The sequence below is a fragment of the Nonomuraea sp. NPDC049684 genome (assembly GCF_044465345.1).
Lineage (GTDB): Bacteria > Actinomycetota > Actinomycetes > Streptosporangiales > Streptosporangiaceae > Nonomuraea.
Window position 1 is genome coordinate 1 of record NZ_JBITLO010000006.1, and the last position, 19,389, is coordinate 19,389.

The window sequence follows — 19,389 nt, forward strand, 5'->3', positions numbered from 1 at the left end:
GCCACCCCCTCCACCTCGGCCTGACCACCCAGCTGACCCTCGGTGCCCACCTCACGCGCCACCCGCGTCACCTCGTCGGCGAACGACGACAACTGATCCACCATCGTGTTGACGGTGTTCTTCAGCTCCAGGATCTCCCCGCGCGCGTGCACCGTGATCTTCTGCGACAGGTCACCCCGCGCCACCGCCGTCGTCACCTGCGCGATGCTGCGCACCTGATCGGTCAGGTTGCCCGCCATCGCGTTCACCGACTCGGTCAGGTCCTTCCACGTGCCCGACACCGACGGCACATCGGCCTGACCGCCCAGCCGCCCGTCCGTGCCCACCTCACGCGCCACCCGGGTCACCTCGGAGGTGAACAACGACAACTGGTCGACCATCCCGTTGAACACCGAGGCGATCTCGCCCAGCAACCCGTCGGCGTCCTCGGGCAGACGGGTGCGGAAGTCGCCGTCCCGGACCGCCGTCAGCCCGCCGAGCAGCTGACGCAGCTCGGTCTCGCCCACCTCGGAGGGGCCGTGGGGACGCTTGCCGCGCCCGCTCGAACGTGCGTTGCCGACCGTGGGGTCGCTCATGTCGTGTTCCTCGTTCCGTGCTCGCCCGGCATGGAAGAACTTCAACCCTGGGTAGCGGAAGAGTAGCCGCCTGCGCCCAGACGCGCGCTAGCCCCGAAGCTAGCCGAGAATGCCCCCGCGCGCCGCCCGTCACACGGAACGTTCCGCGGCGGCCCTGGCGGCGGCCACCGCCTCCTCGACGGTGTCGTGCACGGGGAGGTGCCCGAGCACCCCGGTGATGTCCAGCAACCGGGCGGGCAGGGGCTGCACGGCGGCCAGGCGCACCGCGCCCGACCTCCTGAGCCGGTCGGTGGCGAAGGCCAGCAGGACGTGCAGGCCCGAGCTGTCCACGAACGGCACCCGGGCCAGGTCGAACACGACCTGGTGCCCGGGCTCCGGGCGGTCTTTGAGGAAGCTCTCGAACTGGGCGCGGTTGGTGGCGTCGAGCTCGCCGGACACCACGATCACGGTCACGCCCGGCTGCTCCCGGCGCAGGAGCGTCAGCGGTGGCATCGCCGCCCACCCCGCCTCGGACGCGACGCGACCGGCGGCGGAGGGGCGCCGCCCGGCGCCCGGTGATGACCGGCCCCGGCGCAGGCCGGGTGTGTCGAGAAGCCGCGTCCCGCGGGGGGCGGAGCAGTCACGCAAGCAGAATAGCCTCCCGGCGTCGCCGGGGACATCCCGTCAGTGACCGTGCCCGTGACCGTGACCGACGAACGCGCCCGCCGGCCTGCCGGGCGGGACGAGACCGAGCGAGATCACCGCCGCCGCCCCCGCGACGACCGCGCACAGCACGAACCCCGAGGTGAAGCCGCCGGCCCCCGCGCCCGGCGTCAGGCCGGCCGCGGCGACCGTGGAGACCACCGCCACCCCGATCGAGCCGCCCAGCTCGTGGAAGGTGTTGATCACCCCGGAGGCGACGCCGCTCTCGCCGGGCGGGACGTTGGCCATCGTCGTGGTGGTGGCGGTCACGAACGCCGGCCCGATCCCCACGGCGGCCACTACGAACCCCGGCACCAAGGTGGTGAACGCGCCGGCCTCCGGGGAGACGCGCGTCATCAGCGCCGCCCCCGCGGCGGTCAGCAGGAACGACGCCACGGCCACCGGCCGGCCCCCGACCCTGCCGATGAGCCGGCCGCCGAGGTGCGCGCCGAGCGTGATGGCGACGGCGACGGGCAGGAACGTGAGCCCGGTCCGCAGGGGGCTGTAGCCCAGGACGTGCTGGAGGTAGAGGGAGCTGAGGAAGAACAGGCCCAGCATCAGCCCGGTGGCGACCAGCATGACGAACGCGCCCGAGACGACGGGACGCCTGGCCAGGGTCTCGACCCGCATGAGCGGCGCCCGTACCGACCGCTCGACCAGCACGAAGGCGACATAGGACAGGGCGGCCCCGGCCAGCGGCAGCACGGTTCCCGCGGCTCCCCAGCCGCCGTCGCCGGCGGAGACGAGCCCGTAGATCAGCAGGGCGGTCGCCAGCGTGACGAGCAGCGCGCCCCCGACGTCCACCCGGCCGCCGCGCTGGGCGTCGTCCCTGACGCGGGCGGGGACGACGCGCGGGACGGCGGCCAGCACCAGCAGGCCGACGGGGACGTTCACGAAGAACACCCACATCCAGCCGGGGCCGCCGGTCAGGACGCCGCCGAGCAGCACGCCGATCGCCGCGCCCGAGCCGCCGATGGCCGCCCACACGGCGAGCGCGCGGGCCCGGCGCTCGCCCTGGAAGACGGTGGTGACCACGGCCAGGGCCGCAGGCGACAGCAGCGCCGCGCCGACCCCCTGGACGGCCCGCCCGGCGATGAGCGTGCCGCCGTCGCCGGCCAGGCCGCAGACGAGCGAGGCCACGGTGAACAGCGCCAGCCCGGCCAGCAGCGTGCGGCGCGGGCCGAGCGCGTCGGCGAGCCGCCCGCCGAGGACCATCAGGCCGCCGAAGCACAGCGTGTACGTGGTCACCACCCAGGTCAGCGCCTCCCGGCCGAGCGCGAGGTCGGCGCCGATGGTGGGCAGGGCCACCTGGACGACGGTGATGTCGATGATCAGCATGAACTGCGCCAGGCACAGCAACGCCAGCACCGCCCAGCCCTTGCTCTGCGCGGGCGCGGAAGCCCGCGTTCCGACGTGGTGACTCATCCCAGGTCTCCTTAACTCGTACACTGGTGTTCAAGTTAAGCACAGCAAAACGGTACGCCGGTAGGGTGTCGCGGCGGCCGGTCGGCTGGGAGGAGCCCTGCAGGGGAGGTGTCAGGCGGGGGAGGGCGGGGTGAGGAGGGCGAGCATCGTGCGGGTCAGGACCGGCTCGACCTCCTCGGCGGCCAGGCGGCCGGCCTCCCGTTCCTGGGCCGCGCTGTGGATGATCGCGAAGAACGTCGTCACCAGCCACTCCAGCGGCAGGTCGGTGCGGAAGTCGCCGTCGTCCTGGCCGCGGGCGATCAGACGCTCCACCCGGCGCAGCGGGCGGTCGTGGTGCTCGCGGATGCGCTCGGTGGGCAGCACCCGGTCGGCGGCCACGAAGAGCCGCCGGTGGCGGTCGAGGATCTCCCACGACGTGTGCAGCAGCCCGGCCATCGCCTCCGGCGCGGGAGCCGTGTCGAGGGCCTCGTCCTCCAGGACGGCGTCGGCCAGCCCGACGGTGTGGTCGAGGACGGCGTCCACCAGGGCCTCGCGGGAGGGGAAGTGCCCGTACAGGGTGACCCGGCCGACGCCCGCCGCCTTGGCGATCTCGGCCACGCTCGCGCCCGGATCGTCGCTGAGCAGCCGCGTCCCGGCTTCCAGGATGGCGGCGATGTTGCGCTCGGCGTCGGCCCGCCGGGCGGGGACGGGCTGTCGGGCGGCGGTCTTCCCCATGGGCACCAGCCTACGACGGCCCCGGGTGGAGATCGCCGCCGCCCTCGGCGCGTCACCGGCCCCCGGGGAGGCGGTCAGAGGGCGAGCGCGTGGTCCAGGAGGGACTGGAGGGTGACGGCCCCGGCGACCCGGCCGTCCTCGACGATCGCCACCAGCGGGCTGCGCGTGCGGGCCATGAGCGCCGCCAGTTCGAGCACGGTGGCCTTCATGTCCGCCACCGGCAGCTCACGCGGCTGCTCGGGCAGGCACGCGCGGACGGTACGCGTGCCGAGCCGGCGCAGGAACAGGTCGGCGTGGGCCTCGTCCACCACCCGGGCCAGGGCTGGGTCGTCCTGGCAGTAGGGCGGCACGGCCAGCCGGAGCACCTGCGTGCCGGGGAGGATGCTGTGGGGGCGGCCGTCGTCGCCGATCACGATGAGGCCGGGCAGGTCGCGCTCGGCCAGCAGCCGGGCGGCGTCGAGCGCCGACGTGTCGAGCGTGACCGCCGGGAACTCCGTGACGAGATCGCGTGCGCGCATGGGTGATCATCCTCCGGCCCACAGCCTAGCCAACCCCTGGCCGCCCGGCGGAAGGCCCAGGCTTCCGTGGCGGGGTCAGGAGGGCGGACGCAGGTGGCCCGGCGGGACGTGGGCGGTGAGCCAGACGCCGTTGTCGCTGCGCAGGAACAGGTGACCGGCGGCGTGCATGTCCCCGGCGGCGACCGTCAGCACCACCGGCCTGCCCCTGCGCGCGCCCACCCGGACGGCGGTCTCCCGGTCGGCAGACAGGTGCACGTGGTGGCGGCCCATCGGCCGCAGGCCCTCACGGCGGATCGCGTCCAGGTTGCGGGCCACCGTCCCGTGGTAGAGGTACGCGGGCGGCCGCACGGCGGGCAGGCCGAGCTCCACCGGCACGGAGTGGCCCTGGCTGGCGCGGATCCTGCCGTCCTCGATCGCGTAGCGCCGCTTGTCGTTGGTCTCCACGACCTGGCGCAGCTCGTCGGGGGTGATCGGGAAGTCGTGCGCGGCGGCGGCGGCGAGCAGGTCGTCGACGGCCACCCAGCCGGCCGCGTCGAGGGAGAGCCCGATGCGCCGCGGGTCGTGGCGCAGGTGGCGGGCCAGGTACTTGGAGATGCGGATCATGCGTCGTTCGTCCATGGGGTTCCCATGGTGGCAGCGACGGGCGGGCGCGGTCAGCTGGTTTGTGCCCGTACGAGGTCGTCGCCGAGGGACGTCCGGCCGTAGAGGACCGAACGGCCCGCCCGCACGCGGCCGACCAGCCCCGCGTCGAGCAGCACCTTGAGATGGCGGCCCACCGAGCCCAGGCCCTGGCCGGTGAGCGCGACGAGCTGCGTGGTGCTCTTCGGGGTGTCCAGCAGCACCAGCACGCCCGCCCGCGCCCCGCCCAGCAGCCGGCCCAGCGCCTGCGGCGCGGGCGGCGGGCCGACGTCGGCCAGCGGCCCCGAGCACGGGTAGACGATCGCGCAGCGGCGGGAGCCGTGCCAGCTCACCCAGCCCTGGCGCGGCGTGACCGGCACGAACATCAGCCGCGCGCCCGCCAGGTCCCGCGGCGGGTGGTCGTAGGCGTTGATCTGCAGCCGTCCGTCGCCCAGCCAGCGCAGGCCGGGACGCATGCCGTCCAGAGCCGCCGCCCAGCCGCCCCGGCCCAGCCGCGCGGCGCGGGCCGTGACGTCGGCCTCGATGATCCGGCGGCGCCGCGGCCAGGCCGGCAGCACGGTCTCGCGCCACACCCACTCCAGCCGGGCGGCCATGCGCGCGGGCAGGTCGCCGCGGCGCAGCACGGCGGGCACCGGGCCGCCCAGCGACTCGACCAGGTCCTCGCGCGCCTGCCCGGGCGGGGTGTCGCGGACGCTCGCCACCTCCTCCTCGAAGGCGGCCTCGCCCTCTCCCTCGGGCGTGGGCGTGAGGAAGGTCGCGTTCCACGTACGGCCCAGCGCGGCGCGGACGAGCAGCGCCGTGACCGGGTCGGCGGCCTGCTCGGCGCGGTAGGCGGGCAGGTGGGCGGCCAGCCAGGCGGCCTCGCCGGGGTGGGCGGCGACGGCGCGGTCCAGCGTCTTCAGCGCGGCGATCGTCTCGGCCAGCGGCGACAGGACGAACCGGCCGTCCGCGAGCGTGTCCGCGTCGATCTGCCAGAAACCCACCCTCGCCCTCCTCGTCCGCGCTTTGTTTCGCGGGTGGGCGAAACAGTAACGCCTGCCGGCGCCGGTAGCGAAGACTGCCGTCCCATGCGCACGTACCGGGACCTGTTCGGCAGGTCCGGATTCACCCCGCTCTTCCTGGTCTCGTCCGGGCAGGTGGCCGGGCAGACGGTGAGCGGGCTCGCCCTCGGCACCCTCGTCTACGCCGACACCGGATCGCCGCTGCTGTCCGGGCTGGCCATGTTCGGCCCGGCGCTCGCCCAGGTGGTGGGCGCGGCCACGCTGCTGTCGGCGGCCGACCGGCTGCCGCCGCGGGCCGCCCTGTCCGGGCTGGCGCTGGCGGCCGCGCTCGGCGCCGCCTTCCTGGCCGTGCCCGGCCTGCCCGTGTGGGGCATGTTCGCCGTCGTGCTGGCACTCGGCGCGCTGTCCGCGCTCGGCGGCGGCGTCCGGTACGGGCTGCTCAACGAGCTGCTCGACCGGGACGGTTACCTGCTCGGCCGGTCGGTGCTCAACATGTCCTCCGGGATCGTGCAGATCGCCGGGTTCGGCGCGGGCGGCGTGCTGGTGACCGTCCTGTCGCCGCGCGGGACGCTGCTCGTCGCCGCGGCCCTCCACCTGGCCGCCGCCCTGGCCGGGCTGGGGCTCGGACGGCGGCGGCCGCGCGCCTCCGGACGGCCCTCACCCGCCGAGACCTGGCGCGACAACGCCCGCCTGTGGTCCGATCGGCCGCGCCGGCACGTCTACCTCGCCCTCTGGCTGCCCAACGGCCTGATCGTGGGCTGCGAGTCGTTGTTCGTGCCGCTCGCCCCGGACCGGGCCGGGCTGCTGTTCGCCTGCGCCGCCGCCGGGATGCTCGCCGGTGACGTGCTGGTCGGCCGGTACGTGCCGCCGCACCGGCGGGCGCGCCTGATCACGCCGCTGTACCTGCTGCTCGCGCTGCCGTACCTGGCGTTCGTGGCGTACCCGTCGCCGGTGCTGGTCGCGCTCGCCTCGGCCGGGTTCGCCGCCACCCTGCTGCTGCAGGAGCGGCTCATGGCGCTGACGCCCCCCGAGCTGAGCGGGCACGCGCTCGGGCTGCACTCCTCCGGCATGGTCGCCATGCAGGGGCTGGCCGCCGCGCTGGCCGGGGCCCTGGCCGAGCACACCTCGCCCGGCGCGGCGATGGCCGTGCTGGCCGCGGCGTCGGCGGCGGTCACGCTCGCGCTGGCGCCCCGCCTGCGGTCCCCCCGTGTCGCAACCCCGGCGCAGGCCCCGGCGAAGTTACCGTTGACCAGGGGAAATCGCCGGGGGAAGGACACACCATGACGCAGACGGACGACTTCGTGCTCGACGTCACCAGGATCCGCGAGCAGGTCCGGCAGAAGATGGACGAGGGCCCGATCACGCAGACCTTCGGCCGCGACCCGGAGAAGGTCATCGAGGTCCTCAACGACGTGATCGCCACCGAGGTGGTGTGCTGGCTCAGGTACACCAGGCACGCCATCTCGGCCAAGGGCATCGACCGCGCGCAGGTCGCGGCGGAGTTCACCGAGCACGCCAAGGAGGAGCTCGACCACGCGCTGCGCGCCGCCGAACGCGTCAGCCAGCTCGGCGGCGAGCCGGACTTCGACCCGGCCAAGCTCGTCCAGCGCTCGCACACCGACTACCAGGTGCCCGCCGACACCGACCTGAAGGCGCTGCTGGAGGCCAACCTGTGGGCCGAGCGCATCGTCATCTCCACCTACCAGGAGATCATCCGCTGGCTCGGCGAGGGCGACCCGACCACCCGCCGGCTCATGGAGTCGATCCTGGAAGAGGAGGAGGAGCACGCCGACGACCTCACCGACCTGCTCGGGGTCTAGAACCGGGCTTGGCCCGCCGTTGGGCGGCCCGTGAGCCGGCCCGGGTAAGTGCCCGGCATGAAGAGCCTGGTCAACACGCCCGTCACGCACACGCCGCCGTCCCGCGAGATCGACGTCGAGACGCTGAGCCGCCGCCTCGCCGCGGCCGTGGACGGCGAGGTGCGCTTCGACCTGGGCAGCCGCGCCGCCTACGCGCGTGACGCCTCCAACTACCGGCAGGTCCCGATCGGCGTCGTCGTGCCGCGCGACCTGGACGCCGGGGTGGCGGCGGTGGCCGTGTGCCGGTCCAGCGACGTGCCGGTGCTCTCCCGCGGCGGCGGCACCAGCCTGGCCGGGCAGTGCTGCAACGCGGCGGTGGTGATCGACTGGTCCAAGCACTGCGGCGCGGTCGAGTCCGTGGACGCGGCGGGCCGCCGGGTCGTCGTCCAGGCGGGGGCCGTGCTCGACCAGGTGGACCACGAGCTGGCGCCGTACGGGCTGATGGTGGGGCCGCGGCCGTCCAGCCACCGGGCCTGCACGATCGGCGGCATGATCGGCAACAACTCGTGCGGGGCCTCGGCGCAGGCGTACGGGAAGATGTCGCAGTCGGTGCTGCGGCTGGAGATCCTCACCTACGACGGCGTGCGCGCCTGGGTGGGGCCGACCAGCGACGCCGAGTACGACCGCATCCAGGCCCAGGGCGGCCGGCTGGCCGAGATCTACCGCCAGGTGCGCGACCTGCGCGACGAGACCATGGAACTGGTCCGCACCCGCTACCCCAGGCTGGAACGCCGCATCTCCGGCTACAACCTCGACCAGCTCCTGCCCGAGAACGGCTTCGACCTGGCCCGCGCCCTGACCGGCAGCGAGGGCACGCTGGTGACCGTGCTCCGCGCCGAGCTGCGCGTGGTGCCGGCGCCGCCCGCCAGGGCGCTGGCCGTGCTCGGCTTCGAGGACGTCTTCACCGCCGCCGACGCCGTCCCGGCCGTGGCCCGGCACGCGCCGATCGCGCTGGAGGCCATGGACGAGACCATGTACCGGCTGGCCAAGCGGGAGCACCCCGGCGACCCGGCGCTCCAGGACCTGCCCGAGGGCGGCGGCTGGCTGCTGGTGCAGTTCGGCGGGGACACGCCCGAGCAGGCGCGCGAGCGGGCCGAGACGATGATGCGCGACGTGGGGGAGCGGGCCGGGGCGCCCACGCCCACGCACGCCTTCCTCGGCGACCCGGCCAGGGAGGACCGGCTGTGGCGGTGGCGGGAGTCGGGGCTCGGCGTGGAGGCGTACCCGCCGACCGGCCGCCAGACGTACGAGGGCTGGTCGGACGCGGCCGTGCCGCCCGAGCGGCTGGGCGCCTACCTGCGCGACTACGAGCGGCTGCTGCGCGCCCACGACTACCAGGACTCCGCCCTGTACGGCCACTTCGGCCAGGGCTGCGTGCACGGCCGCCTGCCGCTCGACCTGCACACCGACGACGGCATCGCCCGCTACCGCGCCTTCGCTGAAGAGGCCGCCGAGCTGGTCGCCTCCTACGGCGGCTCGCTGTCCGGCGAGCACGGCGACGGCCAGGCGCTGGCCGAGCTGCTGCCGATCATGTTCGGCCAGGAGATCGTGGAGGTGTTCGGCCGCTTCAAGGCCGTCTTCGACCCGCGCGACCGGATGAACCCGGGCAAGGTCGTCCACCCCCGCCACCTCGACCAGAACCTGGCCCAGCACCGCTTCTACCCGCACGAGCCGCGCCAGACGTTCTTCCAGTACCCCAACGACCACGGACGTTTCGGGCACGCCGCCACCCGCTGCGTCGGCACCGGGACCTGCCGCAAGCACACCTTCGAGGGCGGCGTCATGTGCCCCAGCTACCGGGTGACCCGCGAGGAGGAGCACTCCACGCGCGGGCGGGCCCGGCTGCTGGAGGAGATGGTGCGCGGCGACGTCATCACCGACGGCTGGCGTTCGGCCGCCGTGCGCGACGCGCTCGACCTGTGCCTGTCGTGCAAGGGCTGCCGCTCCGAGTGCCCCGTGAACGTGGACATGGCCACCTACAAGGCCGAGTTCCTCGCCCACCACTACCGGGGACGCCTCCGGCCGCGGGCCCACTACTCGATGGGCTGGCTGCCGGTGTGGGCCGCGCTCGCCTCGGCCGCGCCCGGCCTGGTCAACGCGGTCGGCTCGGCGCCGGGACTGTCGCGGCTGGTCAAGGCCGTCGCGGGGGTCACGCCGGAGCGCGAGCTGCCGAGGTTCGCCCGGCACCGGTTCACCGAGTGGTTCAGGCGGCGTCCCCGGAGCGGGCCGGGCACGCGGGGGCGGGTGGTGCTGTGGGCCGACACGTTCACCGACCACTTCGACCCGCACATCGGGCGGGCCGCCGTGGACGTGCTGGAGGCGGCCGGGTTCGAGGTGGTGGTGCCGCCGGTGACGCTGTGCTGCGGGCTGACCTGGATCAGCACGGGGCAGCTCGGGGTGGCGCGGCGGGTGCTGGCGCGGACGGTCGGGGCGCTCGCCCCCTGGGCCGAGGCCGGGGTGCCGGTGGTCGGCCTGGAGCCGAGCTGCGCCGCCGTGTTCCGCTCCGACGGCCCCGAACTGCTCAACACGCCCGAGACTCGGCTGCTGGCCGAGCGGTTCCTGACGCTGGCCGAGCTGCTGGAGACGCGCGCCGCCGACTGGCGGCCGGCGACGACCGGCGGGCAGGCGATCGCGCAGGTGCACTGCCACCAGAGCGCGATCATGGGCTACGACGCCGACCGGGCCGTGCTGGACCGCTTCGGCATCCGGACCAGCGTGCTCGACACCGGCTGCTGCGGGCAGGCCGGCAACTTCGGGTTCGAACGGGGGCACCACGAGGTGTCGCAGGCGTGCGCCGAGCAGGGGCTCTGGCCCGCCGTACGGTCGGCCGGGCCGCAGGACGAACTGCTCGCCGACGGCTTCTCCTGCCGCACCCAGATCGCCGCCGCCGGCACCGGACGCCAGGGCCGCCACCTGGCCGAACTGCTCGCCACGGCCCTCCTCCGCCAGGACTGACCGGGCCTCAGCCGTCGAGGCTCCGGGCCAGGCGGCGGGGCAGGCCGGTGTTGCGGGGCCGGCCCACCCGGTGGACGGCCAGCTCCAGCGCCTCGCGCTGCCCCACCAGCACGACCCACGCCTTGGCCCGGGTCACCAGCGTGTACAGCAGCTTGCGCCGCAACATGATCCCGCCCGCCTCGGCCACGATCGGCGCCACCACGAACGGGTACTCGCTGCCCTGCGAGCGGTGCACGCTGATGGCGTAGGCGTGGGTGAGGTCGTCGAGCTCGCCGAACCCGTACTGGACGGTCTCGCCGTCGTCGGTGCGGAGCTCGATCACGCGGTCCTGCGGCAGCACGGCGGTGACCGTGGCGGTCTCCCCGTTGAAGACGCCCTTGTCGTAGTTGTTGCGGATGGGCATGACCCGGTCGCCCACCCGGAACACCGACGCCCCCGACCAGTGCTCGGGCTTGTCGTCGGCCGCGGGGTTGAGGCGGTCCTGCAGCAGCCGGCCCAGCGTGACCGAGCCCGTCTCGCCCTTGCGCATCGGGCACAGCACCTGCACCTGCTCGGGCGGGACGCCCTGCTTGCGGGGGATCGCCTCCATGGCCAGATGGGCCACCCGCTCGGCCACCCGCGCCGGATCGTCGAGCTCCTCGAACCAGAACCCGCCGCGCCCCGGAGTGGCCGGCACGCGGCCGGCTCGGATGAGGTGGGCGGCCTCGACGATGCCGCTGCCGCCCGCCTGCCGGAAGACGTGGGTGAGCCGCACCCGCGGGATCGCCTCCACCCGCAGCAGGTCGGCCAGCACGTCGCCGGCGCCGATGCTGGGAAGCTGGTCGCTGTCGCCGATGAGCAGCAGGTGGCTGCCCGGCTGGACGGCCGCCGTGAGCCGGGTGGCGAGGTGGAGGTCGAGCATCGACGCCTCGTCGACCACGATCAGGTCGGCCTGCGCGGGCGCCTCCTCGAACAGCGTGGAGGGATCGGGGTCGGGCTGGTGGGCGAGCATGCGATGGATGGTCATGGCGGGCATGCCGGTCAGCTCCGACAGGCGTTTGGCCGCCTTGCCGGTGGGGGCCGTGAGCGTGACCGTGCCGCCCGACGCCTTCACCGTGGCGGCCACGGCCCTGACCGTGTGGCTCTTGCCGCAGCCGGGCCCGCCGGTGATGATCGAGACCGTGCAGGTCAGCGCCATGTTGACGGCCGCGCGCTGGTCGTCGTGGAGGGTCTCGTCCTCGCGGAAGGAGCGCAGCGGCAGCGTGGAGCGGGCCCGCAGGAGCCGGGTGAGCTGCTCGGTGAGCTGCCGCTCGCGGGCGTGCACGTGTTTGGCGTAGGCCACCGCCCGCCCCGGCTGCTCGTCGTCGGCCTCGACCACCACCCGCCGCTCGGCCACCAGCGCGTCGATCATCGGCGCGACCGCCTCGGGGTCGAGCTCGATCAGCTCGGCCGCCCGCGCCACCAGATGGGGCACCGGCACGAAGCAGTGGCCGTCGCGCACCGCCGCCGATTCCAGCCGGTCGAGCAGCGCCGCCTTGATCCGCTGCGGGCTGCGCTCGGGCACCCCCCGCTGCAGCGCGATGCGGTCGGCGACGCGGAAGGCGATGCCCCTGACCCGGCCGATCAGCCGGTAGGGGGCGGTGGCCAGGACCTCCTCGGCCTCGCCGCCGAACACCTGGTAAATCTTGGCCGCCAGCAGCGGGCTGACGCCCAGCCCCTGCAACGTCACCATCAGCGCGGCGACGGCCTTCTGCTCCTGCCACGCCTGGACGATCTGCGCCTGCCGCAGCGGCCCGATGTTGACGACCTCGGTCAGCCGCCCCGGCTCGGCGTCGATGACCTTGAGCGTCTCCTCGCCGAAGTGGTCGACGATCGCGTACGCCAGCCGCGGCCCGATGCCCCGGATCAGCCCCGACCCGAGGTAGACGCGGATCGCCCGGACCGTGGCGGGCACCACCCGCTCGCACCCGGCCACGGCGAACCGCCTGCCGTGGCGCGCGTGGTGGCTCCAGTCGCCGGTCAGCCGGAGCGTCTCGCCCGGCTGCGCGCCCGACAGCGCCCGGCCGGTGGCCACGAAGTCGGGCACGCCCTCGGCGCTCATGCGCGCGACGGTGTATTCGTCGTCCCTGACGTAGACGAGCTGCTCGACCGAGGCCTCCACAGCAGCGATCAAACCATCCGCCACCGACAGTCCGTCACATGGCGCTGGGATAGGTCTCCGGCTCGACGTCGTCCCACGGCTCGGCGTGCAGCGGGTGCAGGGCCTCGGTGACGTCCAGCCAGATGAAGGCGTCGTAGCGGTCGCCGAGCGCGGTGGGCACGTAGTTGCCCCACTTCTCGCGCTCGGGCCGGTAGACGACGCCGATCGCGCGGTGGTCCAGCGGCTCGTCGAACCAGCGCGGACGGGGCCGCCGCGGCGTCACGAACAGGGCGCGCTCGCCTCCGAGGGCGTCGTGCAGCAGCGCCTCCAGCGACCCGGGCCGGGCCGGCGGGACGGGCATGACGTGCGCCCGCGTGCCCCAGCTCGCCCCGGCCACGACCGTCCCCCGGTAGCCGCCGAAGCCGACCAGGACGACGTCCTCGCCGTGCCGCTCGCGGGCCAGCTGCCCGAGGTTGGTCATGCCGGCGGCGGCCATGTCGGTGGCGCGGGCGTCGCCGACGTGCGTGTTGTGCGCCCACACCACGCCCTTGGCGCCGTAGAAGGCGGTCAGGCGGTCGAGGGTGTCGGCCATGTGGACGTCCCTGACGTTCCACGAATCGGGGCCGCCGCCGACCATGGTCCGGTAGTAGTTCTCGGCCCCGGCCACGACCTCGGCGTTCTGCCGGGCCTCGAAGCCGTCCTCGTCGGCGGGCGCGGCCGCCACGACCGCCCTGAGCAGCTCCACGACCTCGGTCTCGCAGGAGTCGGGGACCAGGCGGGTCTCCAGGCCGTACCGCTGCGGGTCGTGGCCGTAGGACTCGAAGCAGTACAGGGCCTCCATCACCGTGCCGAGCTGGTCGGGCAGGTGGTCGGCGGCGTAGCGGCGGACCGCGCGCAGGGACTCCCAGAGGCTGTAGACGTCCAGGCCGTGGAAGCCGACGCGCTCCGGCGGCGGCAGGGCCGAGTTCCAGCGCCGGAGCCAGCGGCAGAACTCGGCGACCTCCTCGTTGGCCCACATGAACGCGGGCCAGCGCTGGTAGGCGTACAGGGCGTCGAAGGGGTCCTCGCCGTCGCGGGTGACCGCGCGGTGGACGCGCTCGCAGTCGGGCCAGTCGCCCTCGACGGCGACGAACCCGAAGCCCTTCTCGGCGATCAGGCGGCGGGTGAGCGCGGCCCGCCAGGTGTAGAAGTCGTGGGTGCCGTGACTGGCCTCGCCGATCAGCACGAGACCGGCCTCGCCGACGCGGTCGAGCAGCGGGTCGAGGTCCTGTTCGCCCGACAGCCGCAGCGCCGAGCGGGTGACGTCATCCATAGCCGTCCTCCTCTGCCGGCCGGAAGACGCCCAGGCATTCGCGGGCGAGCTGGAGCTCCTCGCGCACCTGGACGACCAGGACGGGCACGGCGGCGCCCGGCCCGCTGACCGGGCCGTCGTCGTGCCGGTTGCCGGACTCGGGCGGCTCGACGCCGAGCAGCCCGAGACGGCGGCAGACCGCCTCGCGCACCTCGGGCTGGTCCCAGCCGATCTCGCCGGTGAACACCAGCGCGTCGATCCTGGACAGCGACGTGGCGGCGGCGGCGATCTCCCGGCTCACGCGGTGGCAGAACACCTCCAGGGCCAGGGCGGCCTCGGCGTCGCCGGCGCGTTCGGCCTCGACCAGCTCGCGGGTGTCGCCCGAGCGGCCGCCGGACAGCCCGAGCAGCCCGGAGCGGCGTTGCAGGCCCTCGTCCAGCTCGCCGGCCGACAGGTGGCCCTGCGACAGCAGCCACATCAGCATCCCGGGATCGACGCTGCCCGAACGCCTGCTCATCGGGACGCCGTCCAGCGGGGTGAACCCCATCGAGGTGTCCAGGCTGCGCCCGCCCGACACCGCGCACACCGACGAGCCGCCGCCCAGGTGGGTCAGCACCAGCTCCAGGTCGGCGAGCGGCCGGCCGAGCAGCTCGGCCACCCGGTCGGCGGTCCAGGCGTAGGACAGGCCGTGGAAGCCGTAGCGGCGCAGGCCGTACCGGTCGCGCCACTCGCGCGGCAGGGCGTAGACGGCGGCGGCGTCGGGCAGGCCGGCGTGGAAGGCCGTGTCGGGGCAGAGCACGTGCGGCACGGCGGGAAGCTGCTCGCGGGCCGCCTCCAGCAGCGCCAGCGCGGGCGGCAGGTGCAGCGGCGCCAGGCTCACGACGCCGCGCAGCGCCTCGACGGTCTCGTCGTCGGCGACCGTGGGCGCGCGGACGACGTCGCCGCCGTGCACCAGCCGGTGCGCCACCGCGCGGATGTCGCGGTCGAAGTGACCGCCCAGGAACGCCGCCAGCTCCTCGCGCGCCGAGCCGGGGTCGGCGGCCCGCTCGGCGTGCGCGCTGTCCAGCACGCAGCCGCCCTGCACGAGGTCGAGGCGCAGGCTCGACGAGCCCGCGTTGACGGTGAGCACCGCCTCGGACTCCGCCACCTGCTCGTCGAACGCTCGCCCCATGCACCCCTCCGCGGCCCGATCCTCTCCCCGGCTACCCGCCGCCCGCGGCCCGACACCTGGACTCCGTCACCTTTACCCCGAGATGTCCGAGCCCGTGGTTGCCTCCGGCGGTGGCCGGGTAGGCGAGCGCCTATGGACATCACCCTGCAGGTGAACGGCGTGCCGCACACCGTGGCCGTCGACCCCAGGATCTCCTTGCTCGACCTGCTGCGCGAACGGCTCGGCCTGACCGGCTCCAAGAAGGGCTGCGACCACGGCCAGTGCGGCGCGTGCACGGTGCTCATCGACGGCCGCCGGGCCAACTCCTGCCTGGCGCTGGCCGTGGCCGTGGACGGCAGCGAGATCGTCACCGTCGAGGGGCTGGCCTCGGGCGAGCAACTGCATCCGCTGCAGGCCGCGTTCATCGAGCACGACGCCTTCCAGTGCGGCTACTGCACGCCCGGCCAGCTCTGCTCGGCGGTCGGCATGCTGGGCGAGCCAGGGCCGAGCGCCGTCACCGCCGACCTCCTCCTCGACCCGGCCCTGACGCCCGAGGAGATCAAGGAACGCATGAGCGGCAACCTGTGCCGGTGCGGCGCCTATCCCGGCATCGTGGCCGCGATCGGCGAGGTGGCCCGGTGAAGCCGTTCGACTACGTCCGCGCCCAGAGCCCGTCGGACGCGGTCGGCCGGTACGGCCCCGGCACGATGTACCTGGGCGGCGGCACCAACCTGGTCGACCTCATGCGCCTCGGCGTGGCCGCCCCCGACCACCTCGTGGACGTCAGCCGCCTGCCGCTGGACGCCGTCGAACCCGTACGCGACCGGCTGCGGATCGGCGCGGCCGTCCGCAACAGCGACCTGGCGGCCGACCCGCTCGTCCGCGCCCGCTACCCGATGCTCGCCAGGGCCGTGCTGACCGGCGCCTCCGGCCAGGTCAGGAACATGGCCACGGTGGCCGGCAACCTGCTGCAACGCACCCGCTGCCCCTACTTCCAGGACGTCACCAGGCCGTGCAACAAGCGCGAGCCCGGCACCGGCTGCCCCGCGATCGAGGGCGACCACGGCAACCTGGCCGTGCTCGGCGCCTCCGACGCCTGCGTGGCCACCCACCCCTCGGACATGGCCGTGGCGCTGGCCGCGCTCGACGCCGAGGTGCACGTCACCGGCCCGGCCGGCGACCGGATCATCCCCATGCCCGGCCTGCACCGCCTGCCCGGCGACGCGCCCGAGCGCGACACCGTGCTCGAACCCGGCATGCTGATCACCGCCGTCGAGCTGCCCGCGCCGCCGCCGGGCGCCTCCCTCTACCGCAAGGTGCGCGAGCGGGCCTCGTTCGCGTTCGCGCTGGTGTCCGTCGCCGCCGTGCTCGACGTGCGCTGGGACGGCGTGGTGACCGGCTGCCGCATCGCGCTCGGCGGCGTGGCCCACGCGCCCTGGCGGGCCGAACGCGCCGAACGGGCGCTCATCGGCGGCCCCGCCACGGGGGAGGCGTACCTGCGGGCCGCCGAGGCCGAGCTCGACCAGGCCCGCCCGCTGCCGCGCAACGCGTACAAGCTGCCGCTGGCGCGCAACCTGATCGTCCGCACGCTGGAGGAGCTGACGCCGTGAACCGCATCGAGGGGCGTGTCAAGGTCACCGGGCTGGCCACGTACGCCGCCGAGTACCCGGTCGAGGGCGTCGCCTACTGCTACCCGGTGCAGTCCACGATCGCCAGGGGCCGGGTGACCGGGGTGGAGGCCGGGCCGGCGCTGGCCATGCCGGGCGTGCTCGCCGTGCTGTCCGTCGAGGACCCGCCCGACCTGGCCGAGGACGCCGACCCCGAACTGGCGCTGTTCCGCTCCCGGGACGTCGTCTACCGGGGCCAGCTCGTGGCCGCCGTCGTCGCCGGCACCTACGACCAGGCCCGCGCCGCCGCCGACGCCGTCCGCGTCGCCTACCAGGCGCAGGCCCACGACGTGCGGCTGCGCGCCGACCATCCGGACCTCTACCGGCCCGAGAAGGTCAACCCGAACCTGCCGCCCGACACCGAGAAGGGCGACGTGGAGGCCGGGCTGGCCGCCGCCGCGTCGGCCGTGGACGTGACGTACACGACGCCGCCCCTGCACAACAACGCGATGGAGCCGCACGCCGCGGTGGCCGTGTGGGCCGACGACGGCCGGCTGCTGGTCTACGACTCGACCCAGGGCGCCAGCGGCGACCGGGACAGCATCGCCAAGACCCTCGGCCTGCCCGCCGGGCAGGTGCGCGTGGTGTCCAGGCACGTCGGCGGCGGCTTCGGGTCCAAGGGCACCACCAGGCCGAACGCCGTGCTCGCCGCCCTGGCCGCGCGGGCCGCCGGCCGTCCGGTCAAGGTCGTCTTCACCCGGCAGCAGATGTTCGACCTGACCGGCTACCGCACCCCCACCGTCCAGCGGCTGCGGCTCGGCGCCGACGCCGACGGCCGGCTCACCGCGGTCGAGCACACGGCGTACGTGCAGTCCAGCAGGATCGTCGAGTTCGCCGAGCAGGCCGCCACCCCGGGCCGCGTCATGTACGCCACGCCCGCGCTGCGCACCGCGCACCGGCTCGTCCGCCTCGACGTCGCCACCCCGTCCTGGATGCGCGCCCCCGGCGAGTGCCCCGGCATGTACGCCCTGGAGTCGGCGATGGACGAGCTGGCCGAGGCGGCCGGGATCGACCCCGTCGAACTGCGCATCCGCAACGAGCCCACGACCGAGCCGGACGGCGGCCTGCCCTTCAGCTCCCGCAGCCTGGTGACCTGCCTGCGCGAGGGCGCCCGCCGCTTCGGCTGGGACCGCCGCGACCCGCAGCCCGGCGTCCGGCGCGAGGGGGAGTGGCTGGTCGGCACCGGCGTGGCCGCCTCCACCTACCCGGCCAGGCGCGGCCCGTCGCAGGCCACCGCGACCGTGCGCGACGGCGACTTCGTCATCCGGGTGGCCGCCGCCGACATCGGCACCGGCGCCCGGACCGTGCTCACCAGGATCGCGGCCGACTGCCTCGGCGTCGCCCCCGGCCGGGTGCACGTCGAGCTCGGCGACAGCGACCTGCCCACCGCCCCCGTCGCGGGCGGCTCGATGGGCACGGCGTCGTGGGGCTCGGCCGTCGTACGGGCCTGCGAGGCGCTGCGGGCCGACGGCGGCGAGGGGGCGGCCGACACCACCGAGGAGGTCCAGGCCGACGAGGAGCTGGCCAGGCACGCCTTCGGCGCCCAGTTCGCCGAGGTCAGGGTCAGCTCCGTGACGGGCGAGATCCGCCTGTCGCGCCTGCTCGGCGTGTTCGCCGCCGGCCGCATCCTGGACGCCAGGCTGGCCAGGTCGCAGTTCGTCGGCGGCATGACCATGGGCATGGGCATGGCGCTGATGGAGGAGACGCTGACCGACGACGAGTTCGGCGGCTTCCTGCACCGCGACCTGGCCCAGTACCACGTGCCGGCCTGCGCCGACGTGCCGGCGATCGAGGCCGTCTGGATCGACGAGCAGGACGGCCTGCTCAACCCGATGGGCTCCAAGGGCATCGGCGAGATCGGCATCGTCGGCACCGCCGCCGCGATCGGCAACGCCGTTCACCACGCCACCGGCCGGCGGGTGCGCGACCTGCCCATCACGCCGGCCAAGATCCTCGCCTGACCTAGGAAATCCATGTTTCGACCGGCCTCCGCCAAGGAAGAGAGGAACATCCAACAAGGAGGCCGAGTGAAGAACGAGTCGCACGAGGAACGCGCCGACCGCAACTTCGTCGAGCTGCTGCAGGGCGCCCGCGTCGCGGTGACCGGCGTGCAGGTGCTGTTCGCGTTCCTGCTGACCGTCCCCTTCTCGCCCGGCTTCGTCAAGCTGGACCAGACCGACCGCTGGCTCTACTTCGCCGCGCTGGTCAGCGCCGCCGTCGCGTCGATCTGCTACATCGCGCCGACCGCCCAGCACCGCGTGCTGTTCCGGCAGGGCCACAAGGAGACCCTGGTACGCCGGTCCAACACCTACGGCCTGTTAGGAGCGCTCGCCCTGGTGGTGTCGATGACCACGGCCACCATGCTGGTGATCGACTACCTGTTCCACTCCACCCTGGCCTGGATCACCGCGGGCATCCTGGCCGGGCTGGCCGCCTGGACCTGGTTCGGCCAGCCCGCCCTCGACCGCAAGGGCGATCAGTCCTCCTCCGAGGGCGGCATCTCGGTCTCGTCCCGCGACGACTGACGCGAGTGGGCCGCCCGCCCCACCATGTACGCCGCCACCGACACCGTGATCACCTGCGAGGCCCCCACGATCAGCAGCGGCCCGGCGTTCCACCAGGTGGGCCGGTGCAGCCACATCGCGGCCAGCACCAGCAGCACGCCGAGCACCTGCGGCTTGGTGCCGGCGTGCATCCGGTCGAGCGTCGTGCGGAAGCGCACCAGCCCGGCGCCCGCCGACAACGCCAGCACGGCCCCGAGCACCAGGCAGACCGCCGCCGCCACATCCATCGGG

18 protein-coding genes are annotated in these 19,389 nt (G+C 74.5%); 7 read left to right on the forward strand and 11 right to left on the reverse strand.

Going from position 1 to position 19,389, the window contains the following annotated elements; all coding sequences use genetic code 11:
• From ACIBST_RS20440 to ACIBST_RS20470, 7 genes are all read right to left on the reverse strand, one after another.
• On the reverse strand, positions 1–575 hold a 575-nt coding region (locus ACIBST_RS20440), incomplete at its 3' end, for a HAMP domain-containing protein (RefSeq protein ID WP_397173564.1).
• Between the two features lie 129 nt (positions 576–704).
• Complete coding sequence (locus ACIBST_RS20445) at positions 705–1,067, reverse strand: STAS domain-containing protein (protein WP_397173566.1); 363 nt, start codon at positions 1,065–1,067, stop codon at positions 705–707.
• Between the two features lie 171 nt (positions 1,068–1,238).
• Positions 1,239–2,681 carry an MFS transporter gene (locus ACIBST_RS20450; RefSeq protein WP_397173568.1) on the reverse strand — a complete coding sequence of 481 codons (1,443 nt, stop codon included), beginning with the start codon at positions 2,679–2,681 and terminating at the stop codon, positions 1,239–1,241.
• A gap of 111 nt (positions 2,682–2,792) precedes the next feature.
• Complete coding sequence (locus tag ACIBST_RS20455) at positions 2,793–3,395, reverse strand: TetR/AcrR family transcriptional regulator (protein WP_397173570.1); 603 nt, start codon at positions 3,393–3,395, stop codon at positions 2,793–2,795.
• A 74-nt stretch (positions 3,396–3,469) separates the two neighbouring features.
• Positions 3,470–3,913 carry a CBS domain-containing protein gene (locus ACIBST_RS20460; protein WP_397173571.1) on the reverse strand — a complete coding sequence of 148 codons (444 nt, stop codon included), beginning with the start codon at positions 3,911–3,913 and terminating at the stop codon, positions 3,470–3,472.
• Positions 3,914–3,988: 75 nt separating this feature from the next.
• Positions 3,989–4,531, reverse strand: a complete 543-nt coding sequence (locus ACIBST_RS20465; RefSeq protein WP_397173573.1) for an RNA 2'-phosphotransferase — start codon at positions 4,529–4,531, stop codon at positions 3,989–3,991.
• A 35-nt stretch (positions 4,532–4,566) separates the two neighbouring features.
• On the reverse strand, positions 4,567–5,535 hold the full coding sequence (locus ACIBST_RS20470; protein WP_397173575.1) for an ArsR/SmtB family transcription factor: 969 nt from the start codon (positions 5,533–5,535) through the stop codon (positions 4,567–4,569).
• Positions 5,536–5,619: 84 nt separating this feature from the next.
• On the opposite strand from ACIBST_RS20470, the gene ACIBST_RS20475 reads away from it, so the two are divergent.
• The 3 genes from ACIBST_RS20475 to ACIBST_RS20485 are packed head-to-tail and all read left to right on the forward strand — an operon-like array spanning position 5,620 to position 10,367.
• Complete coding sequence (locus ACIBST_RS20475; RefSeq protein ID WP_397173576.1) at positions 5,620–6,837, forward strand: MFS transporter; 1,218 nt, start codon at positions 5,620–5,622, stop codon at positions 6,835–6,837.
• Positions 6,834–7,373, forward strand: a complete 540-nt coding sequence (locus ACIBST_RS20480) for a DUF892 family protein (protein WP_364344784.1) — start codon at positions 6,834–6,836, stop codon at positions 7,371–7,373. Before ACIBST_RS20475 ends, ACIBST_RS20480 begins: the two co-directional genes overlap by 4 nt.
• A 57-nt stretch (positions 7,374–7,430) precedes the next feature.
• Complete coding sequence (locus ACIBST_RS20485; RefSeq protein ID WP_397173577.1) at positions 7,431–10,367, forward strand: FAD-binding and (Fe-S)-binding domain-containing protein; 2,937 nt, start codon at positions 7,431–7,433, stop codon at positions 10,365–10,367.
• A 7-nt stretch (positions 10,368–10,374) separates the two neighbouring features.
• Here ACIBST_RS20485 and ACIBST_RS20490 read toward each other — a convergent pair whose 3' ends face one another.
• Genes ACIBST_RS20490 through ACIBST_RS20500 form a run of 3 tightly spaced genes read right to left on the reverse strand, consistent with a single transcriptional unit; the run spans position 10,375 to position 14,948 of the window.
• Positions 10,375–12,507 (reverse strand): ATP-dependent RecD-like DNA helicase, encoded by a 2,133-nt coding sequence (locus ACIBST_RS20490; protein ID WP_397173579.1) that lies wholly within the window; start codon positions 12,505–12,507, stop codon positions 10,375–10,377.
• Between the two features lie 34 nt (positions 12,508–12,541).
• Positions 12,542–13,798: an erythromycin esterase family protein gene (locus ACIBST_RS20495; protein ID WP_397173581.1), complete on the reverse strand. Its 1,257-nt coding sequence runs from the start codon at positions 13,796–13,798 to the stop codon at positions 12,542–12,544.
• Positions 13,791–14,948: an acetate/propionate family kinase gene (locus ACIBST_RS20500; RefSeq protein ID WP_397173582.1), complete on the reverse strand. Its 1,158-nt coding sequence runs from the start codon at positions 14,946–14,948 to the stop codon at positions 13,791–13,793. Before ACIBST_RS20500 ends, ACIBST_RS20495 begins: the two co-directional genes overlap by 8 nt.
• A gap of 132 nt (positions 14,949–15,080) precedes the next feature.
• Between ACIBST_RS20500 and ACIBST_RS20505 the strand changes: the two genes are divergently transcribed.
• The 4 genes from ACIBST_RS20505 to ACIBST_RS20520 all read left to right on the forward strand — a co-directional run bounded on the left by ACIBST_RS20505 (position 15,081) and on the right by ACIBST_RS20520 (position 19,119).
• On the forward strand, positions 15,081–15,569 hold the full coding sequence (locus ACIBST_RS20505) for a (2Fe-2S)-binding protein (RefSeq protein WP_397173584.1): 489 nt from the start codon (positions 15,081–15,083) through the stop codon (positions 15,567–15,569).
• Positions 15,566–16,537 carry an FAD binding domain-containing protein gene (locus ACIBST_RS20510; RefSeq protein ID WP_397173586.1) on the forward strand — a complete coding sequence of 324 codons (972 nt, stop codon included), beginning with the start codon at positions 15,566–15,568 and terminating at the stop codon, positions 16,535–16,537. Before ACIBST_RS20505 ends, ACIBST_RS20510 begins: the two co-directional genes overlap by 4 nt.
• Positions 16,534–18,555, forward strand: a complete 2,022-nt coding sequence (locus ACIBST_RS20515) for a xanthine dehydrogenase family protein molybdopterin-binding subunit (RefSeq protein ID WP_397173587.1) — start codon at positions 16,534–16,536, stop codon at positions 18,553–18,555. The genes ACIBST_RS20510 and ACIBST_RS20515 overlap by 4 nt, the downstream gene beginning before the upstream one ends.
• Positions 18,556–18,621: 66 nt before the next feature.
• Positions 18,622–19,119 carry a DUF6328 family protein gene (locus tag ACIBST_RS20520; protein ID WP_397173589.1) on the forward strand — a complete coding sequence of 166 codons (498 nt, stop codon included), beginning with the start codon at positions 18,622–18,624 and terminating at the stop codon, positions 19,117–19,119.
• Here ACIBST_RS20520 and ACIBST_RS20525 read toward each other — a convergent pair.
• Entirely contained in the window at positions 19,071–19,385 is a 315-nt protein-coding gene (locus tag ACIBST_RS20525) for a monovalent cation/H(+) antiporter subunit G (RefSeq protein WP_358287542.1), read from the reverse strand. The genes ACIBST_RS20520 and ACIBST_RS20525 overlap by 49 nt on opposite strands.
• Between the last annotated feature and the right edge of the window lie 4 nt (positions 19,386–19,389).

What these genes read in the sequence shown, in the direction of transcription:
- ACIBST_RS20445 (WP_397173566.1), bottom strand. Translation starts at nt 1,067, where the DNA reads ATGCCACCGCTGACGCTCCTGCGCCGGGAGCAGCCGGGCGTGACCGTG.
- ACIBST_RS20450 (WP_397173568.1), bottom strand. Translation starts at nt 2,681, where the DNA reads ATGAGTCACCACGTCGGAACGCGGGCTTCCGCGCCCGCGCAGAGCAAG.
- ACIBST_RS20455 (WP_397173570.1), bottom strand. Translation starts at nt 3,395, where the DNA reads ATGGGGAAGACCGCCGCCCGACAGCCCGTCCCCGCCCGGCGGGCCGAC.
- ACIBST_RS20460 (WP_397173571.1), bottom strand. Translation starts at nt 3,913, where the DNA reads ATGCGCGCACGCGATCTCGTCACGGAGTTCCCGGCGGTCACGCTCGAC.
- ACIBST_RS20465 (WP_397173573.1), bottom strand. Translation starts at nt 4,531, where the DNA reads ATGGACGAACGACGCATGATCCGCATCTCCAAGTACCTGGCCCGCCAC.
- ACIBST_RS20475 (WP_397173576.1), top strand. Translation starts at nt 5,620, where the DNA reads ATGCGCACGTACCGGGACCTGTTCGGCAGGTCCGGATTCACCCCGCTC.
- ACIBST_RS20480 (WP_364344784.1), top strand. Translation starts at nt 6,834, where the DNA reads ATGACGCAGACGGACGACTTCGTGCTCGACGTCACCAGGATCCGCGAG.
- ACIBST_RS20485 (WP_397173577.1), top strand. Translation starts at nt 7,431, where the DNA reads ATGAAGAGCCTGGTCAACACGCCCGTCACGCACACGCCGCCGTCCCGC.
- ACIBST_RS20495 (WP_397173581.1), bottom strand. Translation starts at nt 13,798, where the DNA reads ATGGATGACGTCACCCGCTCGGCGCTGCGGCTGTCGGGCGAACAGGAC.
- ACIBST_RS20500 (WP_397173582.1), bottom strand. Translation starts at nt 14,948, where the DNA reads ATGGGGCGAGCGTTCGACGAGCAGGTGGCGGAGTCCGAGGCGGTGCTC.
- ACIBST_RS20505 (WP_397173584.1), top strand. Translation starts at nt 15,081, where the DNA reads ATGGACATCACCCTGCAGGTGAACGGCGTGCCGCACACCGTGGCCGTC.
- ACIBST_RS20525 (WP_358287542.1), bottom strand. Translation starts at nt 19,385, where the DNA reads ATGGATGTGGCGGCGGCGGTCTGCCTGGTGCTCGGGGCCGTGCTGGCG.